Annotated in this window: 9 protein-coding genes and 1 pseudogene; 6 read left to right on the top strand and 4 right to left on the bottom strand. The window is 42.3% G+C overall.

All coding sequences use genetic code 11. The features are described 5' to 3' along the window. Nucleotides 1-311 precede the first annotated feature (311 nt). Complete coding sequence (locus AAHB12_RS26780; RefSeq protein WP_342048296.1) at nucleotides 312-770, bottom strand: hypothetical protein; 459 nt, start codon at nucleotides 768-770, stop codon at nucleotides 312-314. Nucleotides 771-1,954: 1,184 nt separating this feature from the next. On the opposite strand from AAHB12_RS26780, the gene AAHB12_RS26775 reads away from it, so the two are divergent. Beyond that, the gene (locus AAHB12_RS26775) at nucleotides 1,955-2,371 is read left to right on the top strand and encodes a transposase (protein ID WP_342048294.1); all 417 of its coding nucleotides are present in this window, start codon (nucleotides 1,955-1,957) and stop codon (nucleotides 2,369-2,371) included. An 839-nt stretch (nucleotides 2,372-3,210) separates the two neighbouring features. Here AAHB12_RS26775 and AAHB12_RS26770 read toward each other — a convergent pair. From AAHB12_RS26770 to AAHB12_RS26760, 3 genes and pseudogenes are all read right to left on the bottom strand, one after another. Beyond that, nucleotides 3,211-3,390 (bottom strand): annotated as a pseudogene (locus AAHB12_RS26770) (HU family DNA-binding protein); the annotation flags it as partial. Between the two features lie 37 nt (nucleotides 3,391-3,427). Continuing rightward, a complete protein-coding gene (locus tag AAHB12_RS26765) occupies nucleotides 3,428-4,003 on the bottom strand; it encodes a response regulator transcription factor (RefSeq protein WP_342048292.1) in 576 nt (191 codons plus the stop codon). A gap of 52 nt (nucleotides 4,004-4,055) precedes the next feature. Beyond that, nucleotides 4,056-5,531 carry a sensor histidine kinase gene (locus AAHB12_RS26760; protein WP_342048290.1) on the bottom strand — a complete coding sequence of 492 codons (1,476 nt, stop codon included), beginning with the start codon at nucleotides 5,529-5,531 and terminating at the stop codon, nucleotides 4,056-4,058. Nucleotides 5,532-5,848: 317 nt separating this feature from the next. Here AAHB12_RS26760 and AAHB12_RS26755 point away from each other — a divergent pair, with 317 nt between their 5' ends. The 5 genes from AAHB12_RS26755 to AAHB12_RS26735 all read left to right on the top strand — a co-directional run bounded on the left by AAHB12_RS26755 (nucleotide 5,849) and on the right by AAHB12_RS26735 (nucleotide 12,673). Continuing rightward, entirely contained in the window at nucleotides 5,849-5,998 is a 150-nt protein-coding gene (locus AAHB12_RS26755) for a type A2 lanthipeptide (RefSeq protein ID WP_129730194.1), read from the top strand. A 390-nt stretch (nucleotides 5,999-6,388) separates the two neighbouring features. Then, on the top strand, nucleotides 6,389-6,529 hold the full coding sequence (locus tag AAHB12_RS26750; protein WP_342048285.1) for a type A2 lanthipeptide: 141 nt from the start codon (nucleotides 6,389-6,391) through the stop codon (nucleotides 6,527-6,529). A gap of 207 nt (nucleotides 6,530-6,736) precedes the next feature. Then, nucleotides 6,737-9,976: a type 2 lanthipeptide synthetase LanM family protein gene (locus AAHB12_RS26745; RefSeq protein ID WP_342048283.1), complete on the top strand. Its 3,240-nt coding sequence runs from the start codon at nucleotides 6,737-6,739 to the stop codon at nucleotides 9,974-9,976. After that, nucleotides 9,951-12,152 (top strand): peptidase domain-containing ABC transporter, encoded by a 2,202-nt coding sequence (locus tag AAHB12_RS26740; protein WP_342048282.1) that lies wholly within the window; start codon nucleotides 9,951-9,953, stop codon nucleotides 12,150-12,152. The genes AAHB12_RS26745 and AAHB12_RS26740 overlap by 26 nt, the downstream gene beginning before the upstream one ends. Beyond that, nucleotides 12,149-12,673, top strand: a complete 525-nt coding sequence (locus tag AAHB12_RS26735; protein ID WP_342048280.1) for a TlpA family protein disulfide reductase — start codon at nucleotides 12,149-12,151, stop codon at nucleotides 12,671-12,673. Before AAHB12_RS26740 ends, AAHB12_RS26735 begins: the two co-directional genes overlap by 4 nt. The last annotated feature ends 4 nt before the right edge of the window (nucleotides 12,674-12,677 follow it).

Below are 12,677 nucleotides of genomic sequence, written 5' to 3'. Positions count from 1 at the left end.
ATTTTTGTTATTAATATTAGTCCTTTTAATAGCCCGGTCTTTTGTGTACCTATATTTTTCTTCATAAAAACTCCCTTGTTCGAAGAATAATTTTACCTATATTTTCGATATGTTATAGCTCCTTCAGCTCGATAATACTTACTATGCATTAGAGAGAAGCAATTTATTACAATTTTATTTCACCGATGCAGCAGATAGTCGAACTTCCAGCGATGAATGATAGCCTAACGGTAGCCCAACTAAAAAAAGAAAAAACCGCATTACAAAATGCGGTTTAAACTAACTCAATTCGATTAGTAGTGTTTTTGTGACTACAGTCTATAATAAGCGTAGTAATCTCCGTTGCGACTATAGTCCTCATATTTATGCTGAGCTTGGTAATCTTTTTCGTGGTCATAGTCATCGTATTTATGATGGGTATGATAATCTTTTTTGTGGTCACAGTCATCATATTCATAATGGACGTGGTAATCTTTTTTGCGGTTACAGTCATCGCATTTATGATGGGTATGATAATCTTTTTTGTGGTCACAGTCATCACATTCATAATGGGCGTGGTAATCTTTTTTGCGGTTACAGTCATCGCATTTATGATGGGTATGATAATCTTTTTTGTGGTCACAGTTGTCATCTTTTTTGTAGTAAGGTTCGAAACAGCATTTGCAATGACATTTTTCAACATAGTATTTTTTATAGGAAAAGTCATAGGACTTTTTCTTTTCCTTAGGACAACAGCTGCAATTTTCTCTCCCACTCCAGAAGCATCTCATTATGTTCCCTCCCTGAATCTGAAGTTTTGTCGTTACATTATAGCGTATGCATGTCTAATTGTAATTGCTAATGTTTTTGATAAATTTAGTGGGAGAGGGCTGATGTCCGTTATTTTTGTTTTTTAATATTATGTCAACAAATAGCTCCAAAAGGGTGGTTTTTTTACACTTTAAGAAAGCATAAATTTCTAGCTGGAAGACAATTCGACGTAGTGAGAAATTTTAGGGGTAAAGTATAAGTAGGGCTACGCCTCTGTCTTCGCCCAAGGGCAGGGTTCGCCAATCGGCGCGAGTTTTCTTTATTTCTGTAACGTATAAAAACGTTCAAACGCGTGTGCTACCTCATCTAGGGATATAAGACGTATTTGTGCATTTTATAACTGAACCTTTTTTCATTCTTTAGAAGGGTTCCCCCTTATAAAAAAAGCAATGCCTTCGCAGATGGCATTGCTTTTTTGAGCCTGTCTGCTATTTTATTTTCCAAATAATTTTGCAATCCGACTTTGCTTCTCTTCAGTAGCTCTCGATTAAAAGCTTCCTGTCTTTTATTATGTTCTTTTAGGCGTATGAAGTGTTCTATCATATCGTTGTAACGTTCATTTTACGACTGTAACGGTTCTTTAGCTCGTGATATCATCTTCAAAAACCCATGTCATTGCAGCTTTTACAGACCGTTCTAACGTCATATTCGGTTGTCTGCTAAACTCTAATAGTTTACGCAACATGACGAATATGCGCAGTTTGTCCAATAAAATATTGATATGTATTACTTTCACCTATACCTTATCTACAAAACTAACATATGATGTACTAACTAGCTAATTAAGGGGGTGAGTTATTATAAGTTACGATAATTTTAATAGAAATAACGTTGCTGGAACTAGTAATCTTGTACAATTCTTTAGAACATTAAGTCCAGGGACTCGTGTTGTTTTACAATTTGATGCCCAGAGACCCGCAAGCGGCATTTTTCAAGGATTTCAAAATGGTACAGTACTTCTTACTAATTTTAATGGTTTTCCTGGTGTTGTTCGTATCGCAATAAGAAGTATTAATGCTGTTTCTGTTGGATAATATCATTAATATAAAAGCTGGATACGAATAGTAAGAAAAAAGGGGATGTATAAAATGAACTGCACCTCCAATTGTTAGACACGTCTAACAATTGGAGGTGCAGTTTTTCTATGACCAAATATACATTGGAGACAAAACTAAAGGCTGTTCAAGAGTATTTGGAGGGGAAGGATTCCTACAAGGGCGTAGCTCGAAAACACAATTTGAACACGACAATGTTGAAGAAGTGGGTAAGGAAATTTCGTAAAAATGGTCCGACAGCCTTTCGACAACGATATACAAATCACTCTTTGGAGTTTAAAATGGACGTACTGAATTACTTAGAACGAACAGGGACGTCTACGACAGAAACGGCAGTGGTTTTCAACATTCCTTCTGACAGTACAGTATGGAAGTGGAAGCAATTGTTTGATACAGGAGAGATTGATGCTCTACAACAAAAGCAAAGGGGCATCCATCATGAAGAAGAAAGAACAGAAGAATCAGCCTGTACCAGGCTCTTTAGAGGCATTACAAGTGGAGAATAAGCGTTTACGTATGGAGAATGCATACTTGAAAAAGTGGTTATGTGGTTAGCTAGTAGTGCAAATAATAACCAATTCAACTGTTTTTAAAACAGGAAATGAACGAAACCTGAAGTTAGCTCCTAATCTTTATGAACAACCTAAATCAACTGAGGGAAATTTTATATTCATTATTACGATACAGAGCGTATATAAGATTTAATTGGATGATAAATGGGGAGTTTCTACTTTGCCCTGTTGACATTTTCAAAGGTCATTCTTGTTTCCATGGTAAGAAATAGGAGATATACATAAACAGCTTCTAATAAGCAGAGAGTATTTTTCTTTAGGTTAGCTAGATGCAACTTCATATTGGTCATCCTCCTTGTGTTATGGCTAGTAGTGATACAAGTATCATACTATTGATTTTCCGAACGATGTGAGTTTATGTCAGGTTTTCTTTCATGATTTTTTCGAATCTCTTGCGGAGTATAGGTTAGATATTGGGAATGATTTTTCAGGATGTCGGAGTCGTAACGTCTTTTTGTGTCTAGAGGGATTGTGATGTAGGGGGAATTCGGCTTTTTATGACCCTATTTACTTTTAGTACAGAGATTGATAACATGCCCATGCCTAACCGGCAAGGGTTTACGAAGATCATATGAGGAAGAGCGGATGAAAAAAAGCAGCAAGTAGGACAGGGAGGGAGTTAGTGCAAATTCCTTAACTAACCTATTTTTTAAGATGATTCGGAGTTGTAATTTCAATTACTGTAATAATTTAAGTAATTTAAAACTTATTATCAAGAAAAAAGGATATTATTTTTATATTTAGATGTAATCCAAAAAAGAGAGCTTCCTAGTTCAAGCTAGAAGGCCATCTTTTTTGGATGATGTAATTCCTTGTTTAACCGCATCTTTTGGCTGTTTACTGGGTTTAAATGCTGGAATCTTACTTTCTAGAATCTCAATTTCATCATCTGCTTGTGGATTGTACCCTATGCGAGCTGCTCGATCATGCACCGCAAAATTACTGAATCCAATGAATTAGACAGTAGCTGCTTTTTCTAAATTGTAGTTGTTATTTTAATAACTTATTCCGGATGCTTCGTAGCTGAGTTTTAATAGTATTCACTGATTTATGCAGCATCTGTGACATTTGTGTTTTATTATATCCTTTTTCCCGCAATTCGTAGAGTTCTCGCTCACTTGGCGTAAGGAGCATCAATTGGATTTCATTCCGCATTACTGGAGCGGCATCCGGATGAATAGAAGGCACATCGGCATAAGCTTCCCGTATGGCCTTTACAATATCCTGAAAACTCGACTTTGTAATATAATTAACGGCGCCGTTTTGAAAGGATTTTAAAATAATCTCTTTATCTGTCAGGGAAGTAAGCATAATGATTTTAGTGTTTAGCTCTTTATTCATCGAAATATCTCTAGTGGCCTCGAGGCCGTCCAGTTGATTTTCGGTCAAATTGATATCCATTAAAATCACATCGATCTCCATCGTTTGGAAGGCTTCCAGGGCTTCCTGCTTGGTAACAGCCGCTTTGACCACTTGAATATCTTCTTCCTTGTTTAAGTCTGAAGAAAGCTGTTGACGCCAGAATTCATCGTCCTCGACCAGCATAACTCTAATCACGTGTCCCATTTGTGTCCCCCCTTGTTAGTAGAATCAATTTCAATTAGTGTACGACAATAGTTCAAGTTACGGGAGGGTGAAATTCTGTCACCCCCTGAGCAGAGGAGTTCAATGAATCTGTTCTCCAATGTAGAACCCGCCTTCGAGGAAAGCGGAGCTCCATGAGGGTGCCTTCCCCCGGCTCGCTTTTCAGAATTTGCAGGTTCCCTCCATGCTTTTGCATGACGCTGTAACAATAGCTAAGACCTAGTCCATAGTGGGATGTCCCTTTTTTTGTAGTGAAAAAAGGGTCGAATACTTTATTAGAATTTTCCTTTGAGATGCCGGTTCCATTATCCTTAACCCAAATGATCACGTCTTTCTTCCATTCAGCTAGGGTAATCTCCAAACAACCCTTTCCTTCCTCCATTGATTCAATCGCATTCAGGCAGATATTGCTGAAGGTTTCTCGGATATGTACAGGATCGCAAACAAGCTCCGGGTCTACCCGATAATCCTTGAGAAGTAAGATATGTTTTTCTTGCAAAATGGCGCCTAGGGAGGCCAGTTGCATGTCTAACAGCGCCCTCAGCTGCTGAGGTTGTTCCTTTAAGATGATTTCATCCGCTTTTTCCTTCATCCTGGTGACCATGCTCAGCATGTGATCCGTAACCTTCAGTATGCTTGCAATGTCCTGCAATGCTTCGTCCTTACAATCTTTGGAGATAGAATCCCTAATTTTCTCACTTAAGTAATTGATTTTTTGTACTTCATTTTTCAATGTATGGTTAAGGATGGCAGTCCCCTGCGTGAGTGATCGCATAGAAAAATCCAATTTTTGCTGTTCAATGCGCAGCTTGATCCCCATAAATCCGTATCTCAGACTGAAGTAAATAAAAAACAGGATGAGCCAGAAGACAATAAGAAAATTAAGCTGCCATAAATTATTGCTTGATATTTCCAAACTCCTTTTGCCAATCAGGAAATAATTCAGGCCATAATAATCCGAGGCATACACAAAGCAAATAGCGATGACCACAAGATTCGTTCTGAATCGATTTTTCCTGTTGGAAGGATTGTTTTCCCTTAGATAACTGATCGTATAAAAGAGAACACCGCCACCAAAATAGGCACCCGATAAAATTTTGAAGAGAGTTCCTCCGAATTTTGCCTCTGGGTAGATGGGCGGAACATAAATAATGTAGAGAATAATCGGGATTAAAAGGAGAAATGCCAGCCCATTTTGCAGTTTGCGTGAAAAACGACCCGTAAAGACAATCCCACTCATTAAAAATAGGTAGGGGAGAAAGTGGTATTCTATTCCCCAAAGTACAATCGTCGCAATGCGGGTGGATTCAATCACCCAAAAAGATACATCCTCCTGTTCGCGAAAGAATGGGAGCACGGTTTGGTTGACCACAACAGAAAAGCTGGCAAATCCTGCGATAATGAACAAGGCGCTCATCCAACAGGTGTATTTATTTTTATAGTTGTTCACCAATAAAACGGTTCCCATGATCCATAACCCCGTGAACATGCCTATATAAAATAGAGTCATGCAGATATCACCCCTGAAATAGTTTCTTGTGATTTCCTTACAGAATATTTCCTAATGTGTATATGACTAATAAAATTTTAAATATTTTGACAATTACAATCGGAAAAGTGGTATATATCGTATTTGCCATGTTGAGCCTAGTGGAACCTTCCAGAATGTCCCGGTATGATGATTAGCTTAGGGCAGGGGGTGATAATAAATCATCCTCCCTTTATCAAATGACTCCTTTTATAATCAAATTGTCAGATCAGGAAAAAAATTCCTGGTTGATCGAAGGCCAGTCGGCTTTCAAATAAAAATATTAGGAGGAATTAAAAATGACAGAATTAAAAAAAGAAGAGCTTCAAGAGCTAATCCCTTCCATGAGTGATCAAGAGTTGGAACAGGTAGCAGGCGGCCGGCCTTGCGGTTGGATTTGTTCCTATACATTGGACTGTGATTGGAGCACATTTGGCTGCGGGTGCTAACAAGAATGAAGACAGGGGACTCCCCTGTCTTTGGTAATTAAAGACTCAGCAAAGAGTAATAGAAAAAAGAACGTGCCATGAACCAGAATGGCTATGTAATAATGTCTTCTGAAAATATTTCTATTTGCTAAGAAGATGCTTTAGTTAATTCTCCTAATCTAATATTATAAACTGTCCATTTAGAATTGGCTATATTGGATTTGGGGAATTTTTATGGTTTTTTAGAGACTAAATAAAGCCTATGCGGGGCCATGCAAGAAGGGGAGATCATAAATCATCCTTCTTCATATAAAAGTTTTCCTTAGGATGGGTTTACAGATGCAGAAGCAGTGCTGCCTGCATAATCAAAGAGCCGAATGGCCCTAGAGAAACTATAGGGAGGAATGCAAAATGGCGGAATGGAAAAAGGAAGAGCTTCAAGAATTGATCCCTTCTATGAGTGATGAAGACTTGGAGCAAGTGGCAGGAGGAAGACCTGTCGGCTGCGGTTGGATTTGCACCTATACATTAGATTGTGAATGGACCTGTTAGAAGAAAAATTGATAGCACGGCAAAGTTGGAAAAGGTAGACTGTTTAATAATTAACTTCTTTTATGAGCGGCCAAAAAGCAGAGCAGATGGTATGCCTTGCAGTTGGATTTGTTCCTATACATTTGGCTGCGGATGTTAACGAACAAAACGAAGGCAGGGAGATTCCTCTGCCTTTGATAAGCATAATAAGGGTAAGGAGTGATGCAGGTGGTAATCAAATCTTCTGATACCAATCTTCTTAGTTGGAATCACGCTTTGTATTTGACAGAACGAAAAATGAATTCCTCCATCCCGGAACTGGACGGGGAAAGGCATGTTCGTCAATGGTGCAGCCGTACGGGATTGACTCCGGAATTGCTGCTATACCGTTTAAAGGAAGACGGCCTTGACTACCATGCGTTTCAGAAAATCCTGGGTGGAGCTAATGAACCGATCCCATATAAAGAAAAAGAATGGCTTAAAATCTTGGAATGCATTTTTTCTGTGGATCTTTCTTTAACAGAAGAGGAGATTAAGAGAATCGATCGTTCCCAATCCCCGTTCTATCCGTTTATGGTTCCATTTATGGCCTGGGGGAAGAGGAAAGTGCTAGATCAATGCCAAGAATGGAGTAAGTCTCGGCTTGAACTGCCTTTTAAAATATCAGAGCTTGTTTCTGTTCTTGTAAGAGCTGTTCATCAGCATATTCATGCAATGGCTGGTCGGGTGTTGGTTTACGAACTGAATGTAGCCCGTATTCAAAAGAAATTGAAGGGGGATACACCAGAAGCCCGGTTTGAATCATTTGTACGCGAGAATTTGCAGGAAAAACAGGCGATATATCAGCTTCTGCAGGAGTATCCGACGTTGGCCCGTCTGCTAGCGGAGGGCACAAATGATTTGGTTTTTGCGTTGCTGGAGGCGGTTGAGCGCTTCTTAGAGGATCATGAAGCTATTACACACATGTTCAATGGTGATTTTCGTGAATTGGTTGACATTGATACTAAGGCAGGGGATCAGCATAACCGTGGCCGAAGTGTCATGATTTTCTGTTTTTCTTCAGGAGAACAGCTTGTTTATAAGCCTCGATCTCTATCTGCGGATATTCACTTCCAACAATTTCTCCGCTGGATGAATGAACGGGGAAGCCATCCAGCATTTCGTACCTTAGAGATTCTGTCTCGTCCCGACTACGGCTGGGAAGAGTGGATAGAGCCTAAAGGATGCGAAACACGTGATCAAATCAGCCGCTTTTACCAACGGATGGGTGGCTATGTAGCTGTACTTTATTTGCTATATGCAACAGATTTTCATTTGGAAAATGTGATGGCCTGCGGGGAACATCCATTTCTGGTTGATGTCGAGGCGCTGTTTCAAAATATAGCTCCGATGAAAGAGACGGAAGCAAGTGCATTGCAGAATGCGGCCCGAATCCTGAATCAATCTGTCCTTAGGACCGGTATGCTGCCGGTGTCACTGTTTAAATCAGGGACATTTCGCGGGATGGAGGTAAGTGCAATCGGAGGACGCGCAGGCCAAGAGCTGCCCCGGCCAGTTTATCGCTATGAGCATATCCGGACAGATCAAATGAAATTAGTGCAGGCGAAGGGCTTCTTAAAAGGCGGCCACAATCGTCCGAAGTTGAATGGGGAAGAGGTAAGGGCGGAGTTGTATATTGAAGAGCTTGTTGAGGGATTTCAACAAACCTACAATCTCTTTATCGATTATCGAGAGGAGCTTATGGCAGAGGAAGGCCCTTTGCTGTCCTTTGCTGATGATCCTGTCCGTTCGGTTGTTCGACATACGTATAATTATGCAACAATGCTTAATGCTAGTCTGCATCCAAACTACTTGAAGGAAGGGCTCTCCCGTGTCCAACTATTTGACTTCATGTGGCGGGCGGTGGAGCATCAGCCTTCTATAGCTGGGCTTGTTCCGTCGGAAACGGCGGATATGCTGCGGGGAGATATTCCTATGTTTCACAGCAGGGCAAACTCACGGGATCTGTGGGATGGACGAGGGAAGAGAATCCAAGACTTTTACGAGCAAACTGCTCTGGAGCTGGTACTTGAAAGACTGCGAGGATTTAGTTTAGAAGATTGTAAGAAGCAAAGCCACTTTATCCGTATGTCCATGACAACGATTGCCGGAAGAGATATTTCAAATTCCCCAACTTCTTTACGGGCTGTATCGAAGACGCCTAGGCACCCGGCCGATCGGAAGCAGTTTCTGGACGCTGCGGTTGGAGTCGGAAAGACTTTGCTGGATCAGGCCATTTGGGGGCAAGACGGAAGTGATATATGCTGGATCGGGCTAGGGTCCGATGAGTGGGAACAATTAATGTTTACTCCGATGGACGCGAGTCTGTACGATGGTGTTCTTGGAATGGCATTGTTTTTTGCTTATTTATCGCAAGAAAGCGGGGATCCGGTATTTGAAGAAGCGGCGCGTGCGGCGGTCCGGGCAGCCTATCGCTTCTGGGAAGCGGATTTCACCTTGCCATCCATCTCCGCATTTAACGGCTGGGCGGCCGGTTCGTATGTCTTAAGTCATTTAGCTTTGTTGTGGGAGGAACCGGAGCTTATGGATCAGGCTTTGCGCTTGCTCCAAAAAATAGAACCGCTGATTGAGCAGGATACGCTGTACGATTTACTGGCCGGTTCTGCGGGAGTAATCGTAGTAGCATTAAGAATCTATCATTTAACCAAAAGCAAAGAAGCATTGGATATAGCCCGGAAAGCGGGAGATCATTTACTCAATAAGGCTAGGAATCTAAAAACAGGGATTGGCTGGGCATTTGAGAAGGAAGGGTGTGTTCCGATAGGCGGGCTCGCGCATGGAGCAGCGGGTTTTTCATGGGCCCTGATGGAATTGTCTAAAGTGAGCGGCGATGAACGATTTCTAGAGGCTGCATGGCAGGCATTGGCCTTTGAAAGAACTTTGTTTGAGCATGAAACCGGGAACTGGGCTGATGTTCGTCCTGATGAATTGAAACGCTCAGCCAGCACGGCAGCGATTAAGTGGTGCCATGGGGCGGCTGGGATAGCGATGGGGAGGATCAAATCCTACCAGTTGTATCCTGATGACACGATTCAGGAGGAGATTGAGATTGCCTTGGATACGACGCTGCGTAATGGTTTTGGGGTAAGTCATTGCCTGTGCCATGGGGATTTAGGAAATATAGATACAATGCTTCTTGCTGGAGAGCTTCCCGGACAGGAGTCCTGGAAGGGAACAGCTTTAGCCTGTGGAACTCGCGTTTTGCAGGAAGCTGAAATGAACGGGTGGATTTGCGGTATTCCGCATGGGTTAGAAACACCTGGATTGATGACAGGATTGGCTGGAGTCGGCTATGGCTTATTAAGACTTGCTGACCCGGATGCTGTTCCTTCCGTTTTAACGTTAGCCGGCCCTACACGAAAAGAAAAAGGAGAGCATAACAATGGAAGATACGAAATCCGCTTCTAGAAATACTGTTCGTATCACCAGACGCTCCAAGGTTCCGTTTATTGAACAGATGGAGCAATCAGAGTGCGGCTTATGCTGTTTAGCAATGATTTTTTCTTACTATAAAAGCGAAGTCCCTCTATCGGAGCTTCGAGATCGCGGCGGCGGGGGCAGGGACGGAACAAACCTGCGCACTCTCCGTGATATCGCACAATCCCTAGGTATGACGGGCAGCGGCCATAGGGCAGCAGCCGAACAATTACAAAACTTGCCTTTACCTGCTATTTTGCATTGGCGAGGTGATCATTTTGTCGTGTTGGAGAAAATCAAGGGGGATCGGGTGTTTATTATCGACCCGGCAATCGGCCGGCGCATTCTCTCCTTGAAGGAACTCGAACAGGAATTTTCGGGAACGGTTCTCCTCTTGCAGCCAGGACCTTCCTTTACAAGATGGAAAAAAGAATCGGTCTGGCGGCAATACCTTCAGTTTCTCAAAAACGAGTCCTGGTTGGTTTCCTCCGTACTGGTCTGGACGCTATGGATTCAATTGCTGGCATTGATTACACCAATGGCTACACGGTATTTGCTGGATTATGTCATCCTCCCGGAGGATGCGACTTATATGGGGCAAGTGCTGATCGGCATGATTTCTTTAATGATAGTGTATACCATTATTTCCTTGCTTCGGGGAAGGATTCTCGTCCAATTACAGAACCGATTAGACTTGCGTTTGATGAGCCGATTTTTTGAACGGCTGCTTCGGCTGCCTTACCAGTTTTTTCAACTGAGAACGAGCGGTGACCTGATTTTACGGGCAAACAGCAATATGATGATTCGCGAGATTCTCTCCTCTCGAACTGTCAACATCGTGTTAGACGGTGGATTGGTCATTATGTTTTTGCTATATATGCTGAGATATTCCCCTGTACTGACAGGCTATATTCTGTTGGTTGGAGCTCTGCAGGTCGCGGTGCTCCTTATCGGAAATCCACAAATCAAGCGTCTGACCCAGGAAGAGATCCTTCGCCAAACAGCGGCTGCCAGTTATTTGACGGAAGCGATACATGGCATTTTGGCTGTGAAATCGGAGGGGGCGGAACGGCTTGCTTATGAGCAATGGTTGAAACTGTTTCAGGAGCAGCTCAAAGCGGCCGAGAAGCGTGGATTCACAACGGCTTATATGGAAACAATCAACTCTGTACTTAAATATGCTGCCCCGCTGCTTCTATTGTGGATGGGAAGTTGGCAGGTGCTCGAACAAAACATGACAGTCGGAACCATGTTCGGGTTTTATTCACTTGCTATCGGATTTTTAGTTCCCTTGTATTCGTTAGTAACGACAGGAACACAAATGGCTGTTATGGGAACGTACTTTAATCGAATCATGGATATTGTTGGCGCTTCTGTTGAACAGAGTAAGGAAAGCGAAGGCGATGTGTATCGGCTCAACGGGGAAATCCGGCTGGAGAATGTGAGCTTTCAATACAGTCCATTTAGTCCAAAGGTCGTTCGCAATGTATCGCTTCATATCGGGGCCGGTCAGAAGGTGGCCATTGTCGGGTCATCCGGTTCTGGAAAAAGTACGTTGGCTTGCTTGTTATTGGGGCTATATCCCCCGACTGAAGGCTCTATTTGGTTCGATCACGAAAATGTAAATAACTTGGACAAAACAATGTTAAGAAAACAAATGGGAGTAGTGATGCAGCATACGACAGTTTTCAATCGGTCCATTTATGAAAATATTTCCTTTCATAACCCTGAGTTGAAACCCGAACAGGTCCGGGCGGCGGCTGAACTGGCAGAAATACATGAGGATATTATGCGAATGCCAATGCAGTATGGAACATTGCTGTCAGAAACAGGAAGTAATATTTCTGGCGGTCAAAAGCAGCGGATTGCCTTAGCTCGAGCTTTAACACACCAGCCTGCCATTTTGCTGTTGGATGAAGCGACAAGTGCACTAGATGTTACAACAGAGCAACGTATTCAGGAGAATTTGGCCCGGCTGTGCTGCACCCGTATCGTGATTGCACATCGTTTAAGCACCATTTTAGATGCAGATACAATTATTGTGCTGGATAAGGGGGAAATTGTAGAAATGGGATCTCATCATGAACTGCTTCAAAACAACGGGCACTATGCGCAATTTTACCGAAACCGGATGAGCGAGCAACAGAATGAGGGGGTATCTTTATGAAAAGCAATAAAAGATGGATTTTACTTTTTATGATGGCGATTGTTCCCCTTGTAGGAATTTGGGCTATGAACAACCCGGGAGTAGTGGCGCAAGTCTTTTTAAATTTGGGGGGAATCAAGCAAGGAGAGGCATTTCCGCAAATAAGCGGCGAAGAGGTAGAAGGGGATTCATTTCGTCTAGAAGCATGGAAGGGAGAGCGTTATGTGGTCATGGTTGCCCGAATTGATTGCGAGGTTTGCCAAAGTACCTATCCTACCTTAGAGAAAAACAGCGACATTCTGCAAAAATATCACTTTGTGATGGTTGGAAAAGGGGGGAAGGAAGCGTATAGGCAGGTGAAAGCAGAGCATGCTTTTCCGTTTCCAATCGTTTACGCTGATGAACAAATACAGAAGGATTTAAAAATCAAAGTCTTTCCAACTTTTTATCTGATTGATGAAGAGGGAAAGGTCATCCAGCGGCTGGATGGCTTCGATGAAGGGAAATTTTTAAAAATGCTGGATGAGCTGAAGAAGGGATGATCGG

It is taken from the genome of Bacillus sp. OTU530, assembly GCF_038440375.1.
Note: the sequence above shows the minus strand (reverse complement) of the source record. Positions and strands in the feature narration are given on the sequence as shown.